Below are 18,950 nucleotides of genomic sequence, written 5' to 3' on the forward strand. Positions count from 1 at the left end.
CAAGGCTTTGCAACAGGGATGAAAATTCTGTCATCCCATTGCAACAAGCCGAATTTCGCCCGTTTGCCAGCACGTTAGACGAAAAAAACGGCCGGGGCGCACCCCGACCAGATCAACCTACTGACAGGTTAGAGGTGTCTTCAGTCGTAAACCCGCTGATCATCGATCACCTTGCCATCATTGGGCAGGCTGCCGGTGGCGACGACCTCGATCTTGCCTTTCAGCTTCAGGGTATCGACGACCGATTGGGCGTAGCTGTCCGCATTGCCATTGTCGCTTTCGATCTGCACGGTCATCACGTCCATTTCGCCTTCGCGGTCGGCAATCACCCGGGCCTTGGCGATCTCGTCATGTTTGGCCACCAGATCGGCCACCTGTTCAGGACGCACAAACATGCCTTTGATCTTGGTGGTCTGATCGGCACGACCCATCCAGCCTTTGATCCGCAGGTTCGACCGGCCGCACGGGCTGGTGCCCGCCATAACGGCGCTCAAATCGCCGGTGGCAAAACGGATCAAAGGATAGTCGGGGTTCAAAGTGGTCACGACAACTTCGCCCACTTCCCCTTCGGCCACCGGATCCCCCGTACCGGGACGGACGATTTCGACGATGACGTTTTCATCCACGATCATGCCTTCCATCGCATCGGATTCATAAGCGATGTTTCCCAGATCGGCGGTGGCGTAGCACTGCAGACAGGCGATGCCGCGATCCGCGTATTCCTGACGCAGGGAGGGGAACAGCGCCCCGCCTCCCACAGCCGCCTTGGTGATGTTCAGCTTCAGACCCATGGTGTCGGCCTTATCGAGGATCACCTTCAGATAATCCGGCGTGCCGGCATAGGCGGTGACCCCCACATCATGTGCGGCGCGGGCCTGCAATTCGGTCTGGCCGGTGCCCGCAGGCAGCACAGCCGCCCCGACGGCACGAGCACCGCTTTCAAAGATCATGCCCGCAGGGGTCAGATGATAGCCAAAGCAGTTCTGCACAATGTCATCCTGGCCTATGCCACAGGCATGCAAGAAACGGCCCATGCGCCACCAGTCATGATCAACCCCACCCGGTTCATAGATCGGGCCAGGGGATTGGAAGATATGCGCAAAGCCGCTGGCCGGACGGGTGGTCAGCCCCCCAAAGGGGTAAGCGCCGCCCTGCGCCTTCACCAGATCCGATTTGCGCAGCACCGGCAGTTTGGCCAGATCTGCGACGCTGGTGATGGCACCGGCATCCACACCGGCCAGGCTGTCGCCATAGCCTGCCAACCCCTGCGCCCGCGCCACCTGTTCCGGCAAGGCGCTGGCATAGCCTTCGGCGCGTGCCTCGGCTGTGCGGGTTTCAAGATCATCAAAAAAGCGGCTCATATCTGGTTACTCCGGGTTGGGTGTTTGCCACCCTTTGCTATTGGCTTTTGGGGTCCGGGCCGCCGCAACGGGGCGGCCCGAGGGGCGGAGCTTAGCTCAGCCAACGCTTACGACGGCGGTAGGAGCGCACGTCACGGAAGCTTTTGCGGCCTTCGTCCGACATGCCGAGGTAGAACTCTTTCACATCCGGGTTTTCGCGCAGATCGGCGGCTGGACCGTCCATCACCACACGACCCGATTCAAGGATGTATCCGTAATGGGCAAAGCGCAGCGCCACGTTGGTGTTCTGCTCAGCGAGAAGGAAGGTCACGCCCTCTTTCTCGTTGAGGTTCTTCACGATGTTGAAGATCTCTTCCACCAGCTGCGGTGCCAGACCCATCGAGGGTTCGTCCAGCAGGATGGTTTCAGGGCGGCTCATCAGGGCGCGGCCCACAGCAACCATCTGCTGTTCCCCACCCGAGGTATAGCCTGCCTGACTTTTGCGGCGTTCTTTCAGACGGGGGAAATAGTTGTAGACCATCTCCAGATCCGCATCGACTGCACCTTTGCCGTCGGAACGGGTATAGGCGCCGGTCATCAAGTTTTCTTCCACTGTAAGGTGTTCAAAACAGTGACGGCCTTCCATCACCTGGATCACACCTTTGTCCACCAGCGCGGCGGGGCTCAGATCCGCGACGCCTTCGCCGCGATAGTTGATCGTGCCCTTTGTCACTTCGCCACGTTCGGAATGCAGCAGGTTGGAAATCGCTTTGAGGGTTGTGGTCTTACCCGCCCCGTTGCCGCCCAGAAGCGCGGTGATACCGCCCTTGGGCACCTTCAGGGACACGCCCTTCAGCACCAGGATCACGTGGTTATAGATCACCTCGATGTTGTTGACCTCCAGAAGGGTCTCTTGGGTGCGTCCTGCGTCCAGCATCTCGTGTCTACTTTCCGGTTATCTCTTGTTCAGGAGTCTGGCCGCACACGGCGGTGCGGCCAGACAGGGAGGAGCGCTTAGTTGCAGCGCGCTTCGATGTTGTTTTCGGCGGCGTAGGCGGTGGAGTCTTCCATCACCAGAGCATCGATCACTTCTTTGTCCGAAGGTTCGAAACCGGTGATCAGGCTCCATTCACCTGCTGCGGAATCCCACTGCTGAACCGCGCCGAGGCCCGGACCACCGTGGTTTTCGCAGGACACGGCAAAGTCGGGGCCGAAGCCTGCCAGACCGTGTTTGTCCATCAGCGCCTGCGTGACCTCGAGCGCTTCCATGCCCTTGATCATGTCGGCCTGAGTGATTGCCGAGGTGCCAGCGATTTCCTGCGATTTCTCGGCAGCCATATGCGCCAGATAGGCGGCGTAGAGACCACGGTTATACAGAACCGTACCCACCTGATCGCCTGCACCGGCCGCTTTGCCTGCGTCAACAACGTACTTCTGGATGTCGTCAAACACCGGGAAGTCCGCGCCCACATTGTGGAAGGTCACAGCCTTGTAGCCGTTCGCCGCGTCGCCAGCAGGCTTCACGTCGTTTTCCGAACCGGACCACCAAACACCGATGAAGTTCTCCATCGGGAAGCGGATGTTTACAGCTTCCTGAATGGCGACCTGGTTCATAACGCCCCAGCCCCACATGATCACATAGTCAGGACGTTCACGGCGGATTTGCAGCCACTGCGATTTCTGTTCCTGACCGGGGTGGTCAACGGCCAGCAGGCTCAGGTCGAAACCATGTTTGCCCGACAGCTCTTCCAGGGTACGGATCGGTTCTTTGCCGTAGGCCGAGTTGTGATAGACCAGCGCGACTTTCTTGCCGCTCAGGTCGCCACCGTTTTCGTCCAGCAGGTGGTTGATCGCAACCGAGGCACCATCCCAATAGTTGATCGGGTAGTTGAAAACGTTCGAGAACACCGAACCGTTCTTGGCCGAGGTACGGCCATAACCCATGGTGTGCATCGCGATGCCGTCTGCGGTGACTTTGGGGATCAGCTGGTAGGTGATACCGGTCGACAGCGGCTGGTACACCAGAGTGCCTTCGCCTTTGGTCGACTCGTAGCATTCCACACCTTTTTCGGTGTTATAGCCGGTCTCACATTCCAGGAAGTTGATTTTCTCACCGCCGATGCCGCCGTCACGCTCGTTCAGCAGGGTGAAATAGTCAGCATAGCCATCCGCAAATGGGATGCCGTTTGCCGCATAGGGGCCGGTCCGGTAGCTGAGCGAGGTAAAGGTCAGGTCCGCAACTGCGGGGCTGGCCGCCACCATTGCAGCAACGGCTGCGGTGATCAGTTTGGTCTTCATCGGTAACACTCCTCCCTTGGTTAAATCCGATGTTCGGTATGCCGGGCCAATCGGCCCGGCCGTGGCTTGGGCCCGCCCCTTAGTGCGGGAAGGGCCAAAGCCGCAGCTTCTCCTTGGCCACGCGCCACAGTTGGGCGAGGCCATGGGGTTCCGCGATCAGGAAGACGATGATAAGCGCCCCCACGATCATGAATTCAAGATGTGCCGCCAGATCGGTTGGCCAGCCCAGCAGGCCAACCAGCACGTTTTTCAGCAGCACGGGCAGCAGCACCAGGAAGGCCGCGCCGGCAAAGGAGCCGAAGATCGAGCCAAGGCCGCCAATGATGATCATAAAGAGCACCAGGAACGATTTGTTGATGCCGAAGGCTTCGCCCACTTCCACCGCACCCAGGTACACCGCAAAGAACAACGCACCCGACACACCGATGAAGAACGAGCTGACCGCAAAGGCCGAGAGCTTGGATTTCAGCGGATCCACACCGATGATTTCGGCGGCGATGTCCATGTCACGGATAGCCATCCATTTCCGGCCGGTCGTGCCGCGGGTCAGGTTGCGGGCAATGATGGCGCAGATGGTCACAAAGACAAGGCAGAACAGATAGGCGGCCCAGGCCTCAACCTTCGCGCCGGTGACCGCGATACCAAACACAGTGCGTTCCGGGGCCGAGATCTGGCCCGATGCGGAGTAGTTGTAGAACCACGGCACCTTGTTGAAAAGCCACACTAGGAAGAACTGCGCCGCCAGTGTTGCCACCGCCAGATAGAAGCCCTTGATCCGCAGCGACGGCAGGCCGAAGGCCACACCGACCATCGCGGTGATGCCGCCGGCCATCAGGATGTGGAAAAAGATGTTCACTTCGGGGAAGGCCGTCATCAGCTTGTAGACCGCATAGGCGCCCACCGCCATGAACCCGCCGGTCCCCAGGCTAACCTGTCCGCAATAGCCCACCAGAATGTTCAGGCCAATCGCCGCGATCGAATAGATCAGGAACGGCATGAACACGGCGTTCACCCAGTAGTCATTGATGACAAAGGGAACGATCAGGAAAGCAAAGAACAGGACAGCGTAGTACCGATACCGATCAAACTTGATCGGGAAGGTCTGGTTGTCATCGACATAGGTGGTCTTAAAGTCACCCGCTTCACGATAAAACATTGTGCCTTACCCTTCCTGCTGCGCGTGGCGGAAGGCCAGCGCGGTATTGTTGATGGTGTGTCCTTTGGACAGGGCCAGATAGGCCCCGATCCCGGTCAAGAAACCCAGCCCAGCCAGGCTGGTCGCGGTCAGGATCTGCTGTTCGGTCAGACCCTGCGCGGTCAATGCGATGTATCCGAAGGCCCAGAAGCCCGACCAGGACACCACAGTGATGATGGCGATCAGTTTCTGCATCAGACCCTCTCGATGATCTTTTCGCCGAACAGACCCTGCGGGCGGAACACGAGGAAGATCAGCGCCAGCACATAGGCAAACCAGTTCTCGGTTGCACCGCCGACCATCGGGCCGATGATGAATTCGAACAGTTTCTCCCCCACGCCGATGATCAGGCCGCCGACAATGGCGCCGGGGATCGAGGTGAAGCCGCCCAGCATCAGAACCGGCAGCGCCTTCAGCGCGATCAGCGACAGCGAGAACTGCACGCCCGATTTGGCGCCCCACATGATGCCTGCCACCAGTGCAACAAAGCCTGCAACCGACCAGACCATGACCCAGATGAAGTTCAGCGAGATGCCAACCGACAGCGCGGCCTGGTGGTCATCCGCCACAGCCCGCATGGCGCGACCCTGTTTGGTGTACTGGCTGAACAGCACCAGCGCGGCCACCAGAACAATCGCGATACCGGTCGCAACAATGTCCAGCTTGTCCAGGAAGAAGCCGTAGAAGCGATCGTTGCCGAACCCCAGCCACTGGGTGTTTTCTTCGATCCAGAAGCTGCCACCCTGCGGCAGGCCCACATCGAGTTTCTTGATGTCCGAGCCCCACATGATGTCGCCGAAACCTTCCATGAAGTAGGCGAGACCAATGGTGGCCATAAACAGGATGATCGGCTCTTGCCCCACCAGATGGCGGAACACGAATTTCTGCACACACCAGGCCAGCCCAACCATCACCACCATGGTGAGGATAATCGCCACCACCGCGTTCACGTGCCAGCCGAAGTGATGCACCTCGGTGCCAAGCAGCGCGTTGATCAGATGGGCGAAGGGGATCTGCCCCTCCATGATGCCCACCAGTGTCAGGGCCGCAAACAGCGCCATCACACCCTGGGCGTAGTTGAAGATGCCGGAGGCCTTGTAGATCAGAACAAAGCCCAGCGCGACGAGAGCATAAAGAACGCCTGCCATCAGGCCGTTCAGGACCACCTCGGCCCCAAAGAGAAGCTGCTCAGGCATGGTTACGCCCCCTTAACCAGTTGATTGCGTTGTGCGCGAAGATCAGTCATGGCTCACCCCCAGATAGGCGTCGATCACGTCCTGATTGTTGCGCACTTCGTCCGGGGTGCCGTCCCCGATTTTTTTGCCGTAGTCCATCACAACCACGCGGTCGCTCAGGTCCATAACCACACCCATGTCGTGTTCGATCAGGGCGATGGTGGTGCCAAATTCGTCATTCACATCAAGGATAAAGCGGCTCATGTCCTCTTTCTCTTCGACGTTCATGCCCGCCATCGGTTCGTCCAGCAGCAGCAGATGCGGTTCCACCGCCAGCGCGCGGGCCAATTCCACCCGTTTTTTCAGACCATAAGGCAGACGCCCTACCGGGGTTTTCCGGATTGACTGGATTTCCAGGAAGTCGATGACTTTCTCAACAACTTCGCGGTTCTCCACCTCTTCCTTCTCGGCTTTACCTTTCCAGATGGCCTGCTGGAAAATGTTGGTTTTCATGTGGTTGAGGCGGCCGGTCATCACGTTGTCGAGCACGGACATGCCTTCAAACAGCGCGATGTTCTGGAAGGTCCGCGCGATGCCCTGCTGGGCCACCTGGTAAGGCTTCATCGGCGGGCGTTTTGCGCCTTTGTACCAAACCTCACCTTCCTGCGGCACGTAGAAGCCCGAGATCACGTTCAGCATCGAGGATTTACCAGCGCCGTTCGGGCCGATGATGGCGCGAATTTCGCCTTCCTTGATGTCAAAACTGATGTCGGTGATTGCCTTCACCCCGCCAAAACGCAGCGTGATGTTTTTCATCTCCATCAAGGTGCCGCCAATTTTGCGGCCGTCCTCGGTGATGTAGCCTTCTGTCATCTGATCGCTCATTCTGCTGCCACCTTCGCATGGGTCACCGGGGCCACAGCCGCATCGATCAGAGTCAGGTTGGCACTGATCGAGCCTTTGCGGCCGTCTTCGTAGGTCACCTCGGTGGTGGTGTAGATCTCTTCCTTACCGCCGTAGAGCGCATCGACCAGATCGGCGAATTTCTCTTCCACGATCCGACGACGCACCTTGCGGGTGCGGGTCATTTCACCGTCATCCGCATCCAGTTCCTTATGCAGCACCAGGAAACGGTGGATCTGACAGCCCGACAGCATCTCATCCTGAGCCACCGAGCGGTTCACCTCTTCGACGTGATCCTTGATGGTCTCCAGCACCTGCGGGTGGCCGGCCAGTTCCTGATAAGAGGAATAGGCGATGTTGTTCCGCTCGGCCCAGTTGCCCACGGCGGTCAGATCGATGTTGATGAAGGCCATGCACTTGTCCTTGCCATTGCCGAAGGTCACAGCCTCCAGAATGTTGGGGAAGAACTTGAGCTTGTTCTCAACATACTTCGGCGCAAACAGGCTGCCGTCGGCCATTTTGCCAACGTCCTTGGCACGGTCGATGATCCGCAGATGGCCGGTGTCTTTCTCGATGAAGCCCGCGTCACCCGTGGCAACCCAGCCTTCGGCATCTTTGGTGCCTTTGGTGCTTTCTTCGTTCTTGTAGTAGTACTCAAACACACCGGGGCTGCGGTAATGCACTTCGCCGTTGTCGTCGATCTTCAACTCAACGCCGGGAGACGGCACACCCACGGTGTCCGAACGCACCTCACCATCCGGCTGTGCGGTGATGAAAACGGTGGCTTCGGTCTGACCGTAGAGCTGTTTCAGGTTGATCCCCAAGGAGCGGTAGAAATCAAAGATTTCAGGCCCGATCGCTTCACCGGCGGTATAGCCCACACGCACGCGGCTGAAGCCAAGGGTGTTTTTCAACGGACCATAAACCAGCAGGTTGCCGATCGCGTATTTCACCCGATCCATGAAACCAACAGGGCGACCGTCCAGAATGTCGCCGCCAACTTTCTTGGCGTGCTCCATGTATTTGTGGAACATCCGGCGCTTCAGCGCACTGGCGTCTTCCATCCGGATCATCACATTGGTCAGCTGGGTTTCAAACACCCGCGGTGGCGCAAAGTAATAGGTCGGCCCGATCTCGCGCAGATCAACTGTCAGGGTTTCGGCGCTTTCGGGACAGTTCACGCAGAACCCACACCAATAGGCCTGCCCAACCGAGAAGATGAAATCACCAACCCAGGCCATCGGCAGGTAGGCAAGGATTTCTTCGTCCAGCCGCAGATGGTCAAATTCCGAAGAGTTCTTGGCGCTCTCAATCACGTTGCGGTTCGACAGAACAACACCTTTGGGCTTGCCGGTGGTGCCCGAAGTGTAAAGCATCACACAGGTCGAATTGTAATCAAGCTTTGCGCGGCGGCGTTCCAGCTCGGGGGTCAATTCATCCCGAGCGGCCCAGCCCTGTTCCTGCACGTGGCTGTATTCATGCAATTGGGTGTGGTCATATTTCCGCATGCCGCGCGGATCGAGGTAGATCATATGCTCGAACTGATGCAGCTGATCCTGAATCTCGATGACCTTATCAACCTGTTCCTGATCTTCGGCGATCACGAAACGGGCGCCACAATGGTCCAGCACATAGGCCATCTCTTCGGCGGCGGCGTCCTGGTAAAGCGGCACCGGCACGGCGCCAACCGACTGGGCGGCGACCATCGACCAATACATGTAAGGCCGGTTGCGGCCGATGATGGCGATGAAATCCCCTTCGTTCACGCCGAGGTTCAAAAGACCACGGGCCAGATTGTTGATCTCACGCTGCGTTTGACGCCAGGTCCAGCTCTGCCAGATCCCGAATTCCTTCTCCCGGTAGGCGGGACGATCCGCCATCTCGGTGGCGTTACGGTTCAACAGCGCCGGAATGGACTGCAGTCCACCCGTCGCCTGTGACGACTGTGCCAATTCTGTTCCTCCCAAATGCTCGGTCTTGTTCGAGCGCACGGCCTCCTCAGCCGCGATTCTCCCTTTCTCAAGGGTGCGAAAACAGATTACGTGGTCAACTTTTTCCTGATCATTTCCCAATCCTAACGAATTGTAACAGGCGGCAATCAGGCACTTTTCGCCGCCGCAATACACTGCTAGCCAAGAGGGAAGGAGGAGACAGATGCCCCCCGCACCCAAAGATACGGCGGCTATGACCACGGCAGGTCTGAACCTGATTCAACAGGGGTTGTCGATCTATGACGACAGCCTGCGCCTTGTGGTCTGCAATCGGCCGTTTCTGGAAATGTTCGATCTGCCCGCCAGCCACGGTAAGCCCGGTGCGCGGTTTCAGGACACCATCCGCCTGCTGGTCGCCCGTGGAGAATACGGGCCGGTTGAGGACATCGAACAGGCCGTTGCCATGCGGGTGGAACAGGCCCGCGCCTTCACCCCACATTACATGGAACGCGAACGCGCCAACGGGCGCTGGGTGTCGGTGGAAGGGTCCCCTTTGCCACAGGGGGGCTGGGTGGCGGTTTACACCGACATCACCCGCCCGAAACGGCAAGAGGCGCTGCTACGCACCCGGTCCGAGGCGCTGTCCGATAAGGTGCTGGCCTATGCGGAAGATTTGGCCTCTGCCAACCGCGAGCTGGAGGCCACAATCACTGCGCTGGAAGAAGCCAAACGCCAGCTGCTAGAGACCGAGGCCCGCACCCGCCAGACCACCGAAATGATGCCCGCCCATATCGCCCATGTGGACGTGAACCGGCGCTATACGTTTTCCAACCGCAAACTGTCTTCGGTCATGCCGGGGCGGCCTTCGAACATTGTAGGACAGGACATTGAACTGGCCCTTGGCGAGGAGATTTACCAAGCCATTGCCCCTCATCTGGACAAGGCATTTGCCGGCAAGGCGTCGGTGTTTGAGTTCTTCATCGAAAGCAGTTCGCGCCGGATTCGGGCCGCCTTTACCCCGGCGCAGGATCTGGAAGGCGTCGACGGCGCCGAGCAGGGCGGCGTTTACATCCTGTCGATGGACATCACCCGCGAGGCGCAGGCCCGCACGGCCCTGCAACAGACCCGTCGGCGTGAAATGGCGGCACAGCTGACCAGCGGTATGGCGCATGATTTCTCAAACCTCTTGACCATCATCCTTGGTAGCCAGTCCCGCCTGCAACGAATGGACTTGCCACAAGAGGCCAAACGTCAGGTCGAAGCCACCCTTTCAGCGGCGCATCGAGGTGGTTCATTGCTGAACCGGATTGCCGACATCACCGGCGCGCGGGAATGGAATCCCGCCCCCGCTGATGTGGCGCTGTTGCTGGACGATATGAAGATCCTCGCAAACCCCGCGCTGCCAAACGGGTTCACCCTGCATATCTCGAACTTGCTGCACGACAATATGCTGATGCTCGACACCGGTATGTTGCAGGATTCCCTGCTGAACCTGATCCTCAACGCCCGGGATGCCTGTGGCAAATCTGGCGAAATTTCCCTGACCGTCGCCCCGGTCCAAAGCCTCTGGGCCGAGTTCATTGTCGAAGACACCGGCCCCGGTTTTTCCGACAACGCCCTGAGCCGCGCGATGGAGCCGTTTTACACCACCAAGGGCGGTGAAGGCTCCGGCCTTGGCCTGTCGATGGTCTATGACATGGCAAAACTCGCAGGAGGCCGCCTGCGGATAAGCAACGGCGAAAAGGGGGCAAGAATCACCCTACGCCTGCCGCTGCGACCCGCCCCGCCACCATTGGAGCCGGGTCTTGTCCTGCTGGTCGAAGACAGCCCCGACATCCGCGAAGTGGTGCGCCCGATGTTGACCGCGATGGGCAACACCGTGGTCGAGGCATCTTCCTACGATGAAGCCATTGCGCTGGTCCACGGCCTGCCTGAAATCAAACGGATCCTGTCTGACATCACCTTGGTGGGGGAAAAGACCGGTATCGATCTGCGCTCTGATCTCGGCTCTACTGCACCGCCGATCCACCTGATGACCTCACGCCCGCCAGATGATCCGCTGCATCAGCTGGCCTCGACCCGCGGGCCAGTGTTGCGTAAACCCTTTACACAATCGCAGCTCACCTCTTTCCTGCAACAGGACCCGAATACCCCATGACTGCACCTTCCGCGCCTCTTGTCACCATTCTGGACGATGAACCCGCCATCCGCTCGATGCTGTCGGATGCCTTGGAAGAGGCCGGGTTCCGCACCATGAGCTTTGGCCGCGCGACCGAGTTTGAAGCCGCACTGCAATCGGCCACGCCGGATGTTTGCTTGGTGGACCTGTCGCTGCCGGACAAGGATGGGCTGACCCTGGTGCACCGGTTGGCGCTGGAACAGGGCGCAACGGTCATCATCATTTCAGGCCGGGCGCAGGTGCAGGATCGCGTCACCGGATTGGAGTTGGGGGCAGACGACTACATCATCAAACCCTTCGATCCCGCCGAGGTGGTCGCCCGCATCCGTGCCCGCCTGCGCCGCGGACAGGTGCAGCCCCAATCCGGCAACACTGCCTTGTTCAATGGCTGGACCGCCCATTTTGACAGTTATGTTCTGGAGGATGACAGCGGTGACAAAACTCCGTTCTCCCATGCCGAGGGCGAAGTGCTGCGGCTGTTTCTGGAACGTCCCAAGCGGCTGATTTCGCGGGCCGTCATGCAGGAAATTTTGGGTGGCGCGGCGGGCGAAAGCTTTGACCGCGCGATGGATGTGCGGATTTCACGGCTGCGCACCAAACTGCGCGAGGACCCGAAAAATCCGCGGCTGATCAAAACCATCTACGGCGCGGGCTATATTTTTCTGGGCGATGTGAACTGGGGCTGATCCCTACTGCCGCTACCTTTCATCAGCAACAGCTGACCCATTCGGGCGGGACCGAATCGCGGCCTCTTGCGCGCCGCGAATCACCGCCCTAGAATCACCTGATGACCAGCTGCCTTCTTTACCGGTCGTCCGACCGCCACTTCCGCCCCCGGTTCTACCGCGTGGAAATTGCCATGAACCTCTTTGAAGAGGTCTCTGTCCTCAGAGAATGGGGTGTTGCCGGCAGCAAAGGCACCTCCAAGATCGACATCTTCGGCAATCTGCGCCACGCTTCGGAAGCGGCTGACAAGGCCCGCAAGGCCGCATTGCGCCGGGGCTACCACCGGACAGAAGCGGCCTGAGACGGGTTCCCAGTCAATAATTTGATCAAATTATGTTACGGGGCGGTTTTTTCGCCCTGAACGCCATTGCGTCACCGGTTCCCATTGCCTAGGCATGGGGCGACTCTGGAAAAGGGATCCAATGTCCAATCTTACGCTCATCCGCCACGGGCAGGCCAACACCCACGCCCGCGACGAGGCCAACTATGACGCACTCAGCGATCTGGGCCGCCAGCAGGCCAGCTGGCTAGGTCAGCATATTCGTGACAGCGGCGAACATTACGAGCGCATCTACTGCGGCACCCTGATCCGCCATCATCAGACCGCTGAGGAAATGGCAATCTGCGCCAGCGACCGCATCATCGTTGACGACCGCCTGAACGAGATGGAATTTTTCACTCTGGCCAACCTGTTGCAGGACCAGCAGGACATCGCCATTCCATCCGAGCGGGAAGGCTTCGTGGCCTATCTGCCAATGCTCATATCCAAATGGCGCGCCGGTGAAATCGCCAATGCCCCCGAAAGCTACCAAGACTTTGAAAACCGTGCGACCTCGATCGTGGCCGAGATTTTTCAGGGCCGTGGACCGGCGCTGGCTGTGACCTCGGGTGGCTTTATCGCCATGGCGCTGCGCGGCGTCCTGCAGCTGGACACCGAAGGCTTTTCCCGCCTCGCCCTTGCCATCATGAACTCCTCGGTGCACCGGCTGCATCATGTCGGGGAGGGGCTGATGATGACCCAATTCAACGCCGTGCCGCATCTGGACAGGTCGGACCGGCAATTCGCACAGACACATCTTTGATGCCCGCAGGGACCAACAGAAGGTAAATCGCAAATGACACATCTCTGGGTGCGCGCCGAACAGCGCCTGAACGAAGACCGCGTCGGCCTGACGCCCGCTGGCGTCAAAGCGCTGATCGCCGCTGGCATCCGCGTCACCGTGGAAGAGAACAAAACCCGCGCCCTGCCCCTGGAGGGCTACATCGAAGCAGGCGCTGAGATTGCACCGGAAAACAGCTGGCCCGAGGCACCGCTGGACGCGATCATCTTTGGCCTGAAAGAGCTGCCCGAAGACGGCACCCCGCTGCCCCACAAACACATCATGTTCGGCCACGCCTTCAAGGGCCAGCATTCCGGCAAGGCGTTGCTGGAACGTTTCAAGGCGGGCGGTGGCACACTCTATGATCTGGAATACCTCGTGGAGGAATCGGGCCGTCGGGTCGCGGCCTTTGGTTATTGGGCTGGCTATGCAGGCGCTGCGGTGACGCTGAAAACCTGGGCCGCCCAGCAACGCGGCGAAACCTGCCCCGAGGTCGGCGCTTACAAGGATAAAGACACCTTGAATGCCGAACTGCTGGCCGAGGTCGAAGCCACCGGCAGGCCCCGTCCCAAAGCCATCGTGATCGGCGCATTGGGCCGGGTCGGCACCGGCGCCGCTGACCTGTGCGAGGCGATGGGAGTCGAGGTCACCAAATGGGACATGGCCGAAACCGCCAGCGGTGGCCCCTTCCCTGAAATTCTGGACCATGACCTGTTCCTGAACTGCATCTTTGCCCGCCCCGGCACACCAGTCTTTGTCCCCCGCGAAGCGCTGACCCAGGACCGCAACCTGACCGCCATTGGCGATGTCGCCTGCGATCCCGACAGTGATTACAACCCGATCCCCGTCTATGACCGCGCCACCACCTGGGCCGCGCCCGCCCTGCGCGTGGCCAATCAGCCGGTGATGGACGTCATGGCGATTGACAACCTGCCCTCGATGCTGCCTGCCGAAAGCTCCGAGGACTATGCCGAACAACTGCTGCCCTCCCTGCTGACGCTGACCGATCTGGACAGCGGCGTCTGGGGCCGGGCCAACGCAACCTTTGCCGAACATGTGGCAAAGGTCTGATCTTTAGGAGGATTACGATATGACTATTCACTGGTGTGGCACTGGCCTTTCGGCCATCCCCGGCCTGCGACGTTTGCTGGAAAACGGTCATCCAGTCACCGTTTGGAACCGGACCATCGCCAAAGCCGAAGAAGCGGTGGGCGATCTGGCCAAAGACATCCGCGCTTTCCAGATGGAGGCAGTGGCCGAAGCGGTGCAGGCAGGCGACGTTGTCGTCTCCATGCTGCCCGCAGATCAGCACGTGCCGCTGGCCGAACTGTGCCTTAGCAAAGACGCGCATTTTGTCTCCTCCTCCTACATCGCACCGGAAATGGCCGCGCTGGATGCGGCGGCCAAGGACAAAGGCCTGTGCTTTGTAAATGAGGTGGGCCTGGACCCGGGCATCGACCACCTGATGGCACATTGGCTAATGGCGGATTACAAAGCCTCGGACGCCTTCGATGCGGGCAATGAGCTGTCCTTCATCTCTTACTGCGGCGGCGTGCCGAAACACGAAAACCCGTTCCGCTATAAATTCAGCTGGTCGCCGCTGGGTGTGCTGAAGGCGCTGCGCTCGCCTTCGAAATCCATTCTGGACGGCAAAGAATTCAATGCCGCCCGGCCTTGGGATGCGCTGTCAAGCTACACCGCCCCGCTGCCCACCGCTGAAGCCTTTGAGGTCTACCCAAACCGCGACTCGCTGCCCTTCATGGCGGAGTACGGGTTTGAAAAAGACTGGAACGTCAAACAGTTCGTCCGCGGCACCCTGCGTCTGAACGGCTGGGCCGCAGCCTGGGGCGACGTGTTCAAAGAGATCGAAACACTGGAAGGCGCAGCAGGCGACGCCCGCCTGAAAGAGATGTCGGACAAGTTCTGGGCCGAAAACTCCTATGATGAGGGCGAGCCGGACCGCGTGGTCATGTGCGTCGGCTTCAAGGCCGAAAAAGACGGTGAGGCGGTCTGGCACAAGACCTACACGATGGATGCCTGGGGTGATGAACGTGGCACCGCGATGGCCCGACTGGTGTCGATCCCGGTCTCGCTGGCGATCGAGGCCGTGCTGGACGAACGCATCCCCACCGGCGTCTCTGCTGCCCCAAGCCAGGCGGATCTGATCAGTGACTGGATGGATGTGGTTGGCGATCTGGCCCAGCACTTGGCCGTGGTCTCCCACTAAAGAACACCTGACATCTGAAACACCAAAGCGCCCCGGATCGGGGCGCTTTTTCTTTGCGGGCAGAGAGGGTTAGCCGCCGCGGATCAACTCATCCTCTTCTTCAACGGCAGACAGGCCCAACGCCTCCAACCCACTTTCCAGATGATCCGACAGATGCGGTGTTCCAATCAAGTAATCCGCCGTTGGGGTTGTCGCCTCGGCCACGGCCGTGGCGCGTGCCTCGCCCCATTCCTCGGCCTCGAAACTGCCGCGCCCGATCCACATCAGGGCAACCATATCGGCCTGCTCTTCTTCGGTCAGGCGATCAATGAAAGCGCGCAACTCGCCCTCCGCCCGGCCCAACTCGCGGGCCATAAGGATCACATTGGCAACTTTTTGGACGGTGACATTCAACATCAGGGCGGCTCCTTTCGCGCGTGGTTCGCAAAAGACTGTACCGTGTCTCAGCCTGCCCTGCTTTGATCTGGGGCAAATTCCACCAGCGGCTCCCCTGCTGGAAGCGCTGCGATTTTTGAGTATTTGTGGATCGTTGAAAACGCCTTTCAATGATCTCTAAATACTCACAGCGCTGCCCCTCAGACCTTATCAACGTCTAGGAGGTCGCGCTGCACCTCGGGTTCTGGCTCCGGCGCCAGCTCTTCAAAATCGAAGTTGTCGAGTTTATGCGCCCGTTTGTTGGCGCGGGTTGCGGCGGTCAGGATGCCGGCCACGTCGTCACCCGCCTGACGCAGATGCGTTTCCAGCTTGCCCGCCCGTTCGCCTACAATTTCCACATCGCGGTGCAGGTTGCGCAGGGCCTTGCGGATCTCGCCGGCTTGTTCCCGCATCCGCGCGTCTTTCAGGATCGCCCGCATCGTGTTGAGCGTCGCCATGCATGTGGTGGGCGACACAATCCAGACCCGCTTATCAAACCCTTCGCGCACCAGATCGGGAAACTTCGAGTGCAGTTCGGCATAGATCGCCTCGGACGGCAGGAACATCAGCGCGCCATCGGCGGTTTCGCCTTCGATGACGTAGCGCTCGGAGATGTCCTTGATGTGTTTGCGCACCGAGGTTTTGAACATCTGGATGCCCGCCTTAAGCTCCGCTTCGGTTTGCGATGCCAGCATCGCCTCATAGGCCTCCAGCGGGAATTTGCTGTCGATCACTATCGGGCCCGGCGGGTTAGGCAGATGGATCAGACAGTCGGCGCGTTTGCCATTCGACAGCGTATGCTGCAACGCGTAGCTGTCACGCGGCAAGGCTTTGCCCACGATGTCATTCAGCTGAATTTCCCCAAAGGCACCTCGGGTCTGTTTGTTTGACAGTATATCCTGCAGCGACAGCACATCACCGGAAAGCTTGGTGATGTTCTCCTGCGCCTTGTCGATCATCGCCAGCCGTTCCTGCAACTGCGTCAGCGAGGTTGCCGTCTGTTTGGCGTTGCCGGTCAGAGAGGTGTTCAGCTTCTCCTGCAGATCGGTCAGCGCATGGTTGGTGCGCAGCTGCATATTGGCCATGTTTTCCTGCATCTGCAGCTGTTGGGCAGCCATTGTGTCTGCCAGTTTCTGCTGCATCGAGGCCAGGTTTTCGCCGGTACTGCGCTGCACTTTGGCAAGGTTTTCGTGCAGGTTCACCTGCACTTCACCCAGCCGTTGCTCCATCAAGGTGGCCACCTGACCCTGGGACTGCACATGGGCCTGGGCCTGCGCCCGTAGCCCCCCATCCAGCTGCGCCTGACCGGCCGAAAGCGCCTCGACCCGTTGCGCCATCTGCCCCATGTGCTGGGCAATCAGCGCCTCGGTGCGGTCGGCCCGTTTCTGCGCCCCGCTGCGCAGGATCAGGGCCAGCACGATGAGGGCGGCCAGCGCAATAACGACCAAGGCGGCGGGGGTTTGCAGAAGGGTGTTCAATTCGGTCATCAGGTGCGTCCAAACAGGCGTTCAATATCGCTGAGCTTCAGTTCCACATAGGTGGGGCGGCCGTGGTTGCATTGGCCGGAATGGGGCGTCGCCTCCATTTCCCGCAACAGCGCGTTCATTTCCTCGGCGCGCATCCGGCGGCCGGACCGGATGGAGCCATGACAGGCCACCCGGCTGAGGATCGCCTCAATCCGCGCTTGCAGGGTCTGACTATCACCCAGATCGGCCAGCTCATCCAGAATATCCAGCACCATCTGGCGAGCATTTACCTCGCCCAGAATGGCGGGGGTTTCGCGCACAGCGATGGCGCCGCCACCGAAGGGTTCCAGCCCCAGACCCAGCTTTTGCAGCGCTTCCGCATGTTCCATGAGGCGCGCGCAGTCGCCTTCGGACAGCTCGACAATCTCAGGGATCAGCAGGGCCTGCGCCGCCACGCCGTTTTCGGCCATCTGGTTTTTGAGCTTTTCATAGACCAGCCGTTCATGAGCCGCATGTTGATCCACAATCACCATGCCGGTTTCTGTCTGCGCCACGATGTAGTTTTCATGCACCTGCGCCCGTGCGGCCCCCAACGGCAATGCTTCCAGCGGGGGGGCATCAGGGGATTGCACTGGTTCGACCAACTCTTCCACCCGGGCGGAGTAGCTGCCAGCAAGATCAGCAAAGCCGCTAGGCTCTGGGGCCTCATGGCGCGGTGCATAGTAGAGCGGCGCTTCAACAGGCGCCTGCCCCTGATAGCTGGCCCGCAACGCGCCGGCTGAGGGGCGGTCCATCTGGTAAACCCGTGGTCCCCCCGTGGCCGTCGAAGTTGGTTCAGGTCGGAAGGCTCCAAGCGTCGCCCCCGCCACCGTGGTGGAGGCGCGATGCCCCGCCTGTGCCAATGCATGGCGCAGGGAAGAGACGATCAGCCCACGCACGATGCCGGGATCACGGAACCGCACCTCAGATTTCGCAGGGTGGACGTTCACATCGACCAGATGCGGATCACATTCGATAAACAACGCCGCCGCCGGATGGCGGTCGCGGCTGAGGAAATCAAAATAGGCCCCGCGCAGCGCCCCGACCAGCAGTTTGTCCCGCACCGGGCGACCGTTCACAAACAGGAACTGCGCCACGGCAGAGCCGCGCGAATAGGTTGGCAAAGCGGCATAGCCGGTCAGCAGGAATCCTTCACGTTCGGCATCGATCTTCAGCGCGTTTTCGGCAAATTCATTACCCAGAATACGACCCAAGCGGCCATGCAATGCGTCAAACAGATCGCCGGTTTCCGGATCCGCGCGGAAAGTTACCCGCCCTTCGCCACCGCCCGAAACATCGCGCAGGGTGAAACCAACAAAGGGCTCGGCCATGGCCAGCCGTTTGACCACATCGTTGATCGCCTGTGTTTCAGCCCGATCGGTGCGCATGAATTTCAGCCGTGCCGGTGTGGCGAAGAACAGATCGCGCAACTTTACGATGGTGCCCCCGTTCAGCGCAGCGGGTTTCACCGGATCCATCACCCCGCCCGAAACCGCGATCTGCGCCGCCTCATGGCCTTCGGCACGGCTGGTGATGGTCAGACGCCCCACCGCCCCAAGCGAGGGCAGCGCCTCACCGCGAAAGCCAAAGCTGTGAATGTCCAGCAGATCGGTGCCATCAATCTTGGAGGTGGCATGGCGCGACAGCGCCAGCGGCAGCTGCTCGGGTGTGATCCCGCAGCCATCATCGGTTACGCGGATCAGTGTTTTGCCGCCATCCGCAATGGCAATCTCAATCCGGCGCGCGCCAGCATCAATGGCGTTTTCCACCAATTCCTTCACGGCAGACGCGGGACGTTCTACCACTTCACCCGCAGCAATGCGGTTGATCGCAGCGTCATCCAACTGGCGGATGACGGGTTGATTTTCGCTCATATTGGGGGCTGCGTCAGACATACAACAAGACCTAGCACAATTAGGCGCGATTCGACTATCTGGGAAATCGGCCGGCTCGAGGG

The 18,950-nt window shown here is 59.8% G+C and carries 17 protein-coding genes; 6 read left to right on the top strand and 11 right to left on the bottom strand.

The window, feature by feature from the left end:
- Positions 1 to 140: 140 nt before the first annotated feature.
- The 8 genes from SIC14_RS03155 to SIC14_RS03190 all read right to left on the bottom strand — a co-directional run bounded on the left by SIC14_RS03155 (position 141) and on the right by SIC14_RS03190 (position 8,791).
- Positions 141 to 1,361, bottom strand: a complete 1,221-nt coding sequence (locus SIC14_RS03155) for a phenylacetate--CoA ligase family protein (protein ID WP_412564383.1) — start codon at positions 1,359 to 1,361, stop codon at positions 141 to 143.
- A gap of 91 nt (positions 1,362 to 1,452) precedes the next feature.
- Positions 1,453 to 2,277: an ABC transporter ATP-binding protein gene (locus SIC14_RS03160; protein ID WP_412564384.1), complete on the bottom strand. Its 825-nt coding sequence runs from the start codon at positions 2,275 to 2,277 to the stop codon at positions 1,453 to 1,455.
- Between the two features lie 77 nt (positions 2,278 to 2,354).
- Positions 2,355 to 3,638 carry an ABC transporter substrate-binding protein gene (locus SIC14_RS03165; RefSeq protein WP_412564385.1) on the bottom strand — a complete coding sequence of 428 codons (1,284 nt, stop codon included), beginning with the start codon at positions 3,636 to 3,638 and terminating at the stop codon, positions 2,355 to 2,357.
- A 79-nt stretch (positions 3,639 to 3,717) separates the two neighbouring features.
- Positions 3,718 to 4,794: a branched-chain amino acid ABC transporter permease gene (locus SIC14_RS03170; RefSeq protein WP_412564386.1), complete on the bottom strand. Its 1,077-nt coding sequence runs from the start codon at positions 4,792 to 4,794 to the stop codon at positions 3,718 to 3,720.
- A 6-nt stretch (positions 4,795 to 4,800) separates the two neighbouring features.
- Complete coding sequence (locus tag SIC14_RS03175) at positions 4,801 to 5,028, bottom strand: hypothetical protein (RefSeq protein ID WP_412564387.1); 228 nt, start codon at positions 5,026 to 5,028, stop codon at positions 4,801 to 4,803.
- Positions 5,028 to 6,029 carry a branched-chain amino acid ABC transporter permease gene (locus tag SIC14_RS03180; RefSeq protein ID WP_412564388.1) on the bottom strand — a complete coding sequence of 334 codons (1,002 nt, stop codon included), beginning with the start codon at positions 6,027 to 6,029 and terminating at the stop codon, positions 5,028 to 5,030. Before SIC14_RS03180 ends, SIC14_RS03175 begins: the two co-directional genes overlap by 1 nt.
- A gap of 42 nt (positions 6,030 to 6,071) precedes the next feature.
- Complete coding sequence (locus SIC14_RS03185; protein WP_412564389.1) at positions 6,072 to 6,893, bottom strand: ABC transporter ATP-binding protein; 822 nt, start codon at positions 6,891 to 6,893, stop codon at positions 6,072 to 6,074.
- Positions 6,890 to 8,791, bottom strand: a complete 1,902-nt coding sequence (locus tag SIC14_RS03190) for an AMP-binding protein (RefSeq protein ID WP_412565814.1) — start codon at positions 8,789 to 8,791, stop codon at positions 6,890 to 6,892. The genes SIC14_RS03185 and SIC14_RS03190 overlap by 4 nt, the downstream gene beginning before the upstream one ends.
- A 274-nt stretch (positions 8,792 to 9,065) precedes the next feature.
- On the opposite strand from SIC14_RS03190, the gene SIC14_RS03195 reads away from it, so the two are divergent.
- From SIC14_RS03195 to SIC14_RS03220, 6 genes are all read left to right on the top strand, one after another.
- Positions 9,066 to 11,000 carry a PAS-domain containing protein gene (locus tag SIC14_RS03195; RefSeq protein ID WP_412564390.1) on the top strand — a complete coding sequence of 645 codons (1,935 nt, stop codon included), beginning with the start codon at positions 9,066 to 9,068 and terminating at the stop codon, positions 10,998 to 11,000.
- Positions 10,997 to 11,707, top strand: coding sequence for a response regulator transcription factor (locus tag SIC14_RS03200; RefSeq protein ID WP_412564391.1), 711 nt, complete (start codon positions 10,997 to 10,999; stop codon positions 11,705 to 11,707). The genes SIC14_RS03195 and SIC14_RS03200 overlap by 4 nt, the downstream gene beginning before the upstream one ends.
- Before the next feature lie 101 nt (positions 11,708 to 11,808).
- A complete protein-coding gene (locus SIC14_RS03205; protein ID WP_412564392.1) occupies positions 11,809 to 12,048 on the top strand; it encodes a WGR domain-containing protein in 240 nt (79 codons plus the stop codon).
- 121 nt (positions 12,049 to 12,169) lie between these two features.
- Positions 12,170 to 12,829, top strand: coding sequence for a histidine phosphatase family protein (locus SIC14_RS03210; protein ID WP_412564393.1), 660 nt, complete (start codon positions 12,170 to 12,172; stop codon positions 12,827 to 12,829).
- 33 nt (positions 12,830 to 12,862) lie between these two features.
- On the top strand, positions 12,863 to 13,918 hold the full coding sequence (locus tag SIC14_RS03215; protein ID WP_412564394.1) for a saccharopine dehydrogenase: 1,056 nt from the start codon (positions 12,863 to 12,865) through the stop codon (positions 13,916 to 13,918).
- A gap of 19 nt (positions 13,919 to 13,937) precedes the next feature.
- A complete protein-coding gene (locus SIC14_RS03220) occupies positions 13,938 to 15,074 on the top strand; it encodes a saccharopine dehydrogenase C-terminal domain-containing protein (RefSeq protein ID WP_412564395.1) in 1,137 nt (378 codons plus the stop codon).
- 69 nt (positions 15,075 to 15,143) lie between these two features.
- Here the strand turns inward: SIC14_RS03220 and SIC14_RS03225 are convergent, their stop codons facing one another.
- From SIC14_RS03225 to mutL, 3 genes are all read right to left on the bottom strand, one after another.
- Positions 15,144 to 15,470 (bottom strand): DUF3775 domain-containing protein, encoded by a 327-nt coding sequence (locus tag SIC14_RS03225; protein ID WP_412564396.1) that lies wholly within the window; start codon positions 15,468 to 15,470, stop codon positions 15,144 to 15,146.
- 179 nt (positions 15,471 to 15,649) lie between these two features.
- Entirely contained in the window at positions 15,650 to 16,975 is a 1,326-nt protein-coding gene (gene rmuC / locus SIC14_RS03230; RefSeq protein ID WP_412564397.1) for a DNA recombination protein RmuC, read from the bottom strand.
- A complete protein-coding gene (gene mutL / locus SIC14_RS03235) occupies positions 16,975 to 18,888 on the bottom strand; it encodes a DNA mismatch repair endonuclease MutL (protein ID WP_412564398.1) in 1,914 nt (637 codons plus the stop codon). Before mutL ends, rmuC begins: the two co-directional genes overlap by 1 nt.
- Positions 18,889 to 18,950 lie beyond the last annotated feature (62 nt).

The organism is Thalassobius sp. MITS945101, from assembly GCF_047123305.1.
Taxonomy (GTDB): Bacteria; Pseudomonadota; Alphaproteobacteria; order Rhodobacterales; family Rhodobacteraceae; genus Thalassobius.

Excerpts from the sequence above, each read along its gene's own strand:
- SIC14_RS03155 (WP_412564383.1), bottom strand. The coding sequence starts at position 1,361 with ATGAGCCGCTTTTTTGATGATCTTGAAACCCGCACAGCCGAGGCACGC.
- SIC14_RS03160 (WP_412564384.1), bottom strand. The coding sequence starts at position 2,277 with ATGCTGGACGCAGGACGCACCCAAGAGACCCTTCTGGAGGTCAACAAC.
- SIC14_RS03165 (WP_412564385.1), bottom strand. The coding sequence starts at position 3,638 with ATGAAGACCAAACTGATCACCGCAGCCGTTGCTGCAATGGTGGCGGCC.
- SIC14_RS03170 (WP_412564386.1), bottom strand. The coding sequence starts at position 4,794 with ATGTTTTATCGTGAAGCGGGTGACTTTAAGACCACCTATGTCGATGAC.
- SIC14_RS03175 (WP_412564387.1), bottom strand. The coding sequence starts at position 5,028 with ATGCAGAAACTGATCGCCATCATCACTGTGGTGTCCTGGTCGGGCTTC.
- SIC14_RS03180 (WP_412564388.1), bottom strand. The coding sequence starts at position 6,029 with ATGCCTGAGCAGCTTCTCTTTGGGGCCGAGGTGGTCCTGAACGGCCTG.
- SIC14_RS03185 (WP_412564389.1), bottom strand. The coding sequence starts at position 6,893 with ATGAGCGATCAGATGACAGAAGGCTACATCACCGAGGACGGCCGCAAA.
- SIC14_RS03190 (WP_412565814.1), bottom strand. The coding sequence starts at position 8,791 with ATGGCGGATCGTCCCGCCTACCGGGAGAAGGAATTCGGGATCTGGCAG.
- SIC14_RS03195 (WP_412564390.1), top strand. The coding sequence starts at position 9,066 with ATGCCCCCCGCACCCAAAGATACGGCGGCTATGACCACGGCAGGTCTG.
- SIC14_RS03200 (WP_412564391.1), top strand. The coding sequence starts at position 10,997 with ATGACTGCACCTTCCGCGCCTCTTGTCACCATTCTGGACGATGAACCC.
- SIC14_RS03205 (WP_412564392.1), top strand. The coding sequence starts at position 11,809 with ATGACCAGCTGCCTTCTTTACCGGTCGTCCGACCGCCACTTCCGCCCC.
- SIC14_RS03210 (WP_412564393.1), top strand. The coding sequence starts at position 12,170 with ATGTCCAATCTTACGCTCATCCGCCACGGGCAGGCCAACACCCACGCC.
- SIC14_RS03215 (WP_412564394.1), top strand. The coding sequence starts at position 12,863 with ATGACACATCTCTGGGTGCGCGCCGAACAGCGCCTGAACGAAGACCGC.
- SIC14_RS03220 (WP_412564395.1), top strand. The coding sequence starts at position 13,938 with ATGACTATTCACTGGTGTGGCACTGGCCTTTCGGCCATCCCCGGCCTG.
- SIC14_RS03225 (WP_412564396.1), bottom strand. The coding sequence starts at position 15,470 with ATGTTGAATGTCACCGTCCAAAAAGTTGCCAATGTGATCCTTATGGCC.
- rmuC (WP_412564397.1), bottom strand. The coding sequence starts at position 16,975 with ATGACCGAATTGAACACCCTTCTGCAAACCCCCGCCGCCTTGGTCGTT.
- mutL (WP_412564398.1), bottom strand. The coding sequence starts at position 18,888 with ATGTCTGACGCAGCCCCCAATATGAGCGAAAATCAACCCGTCATCCGC.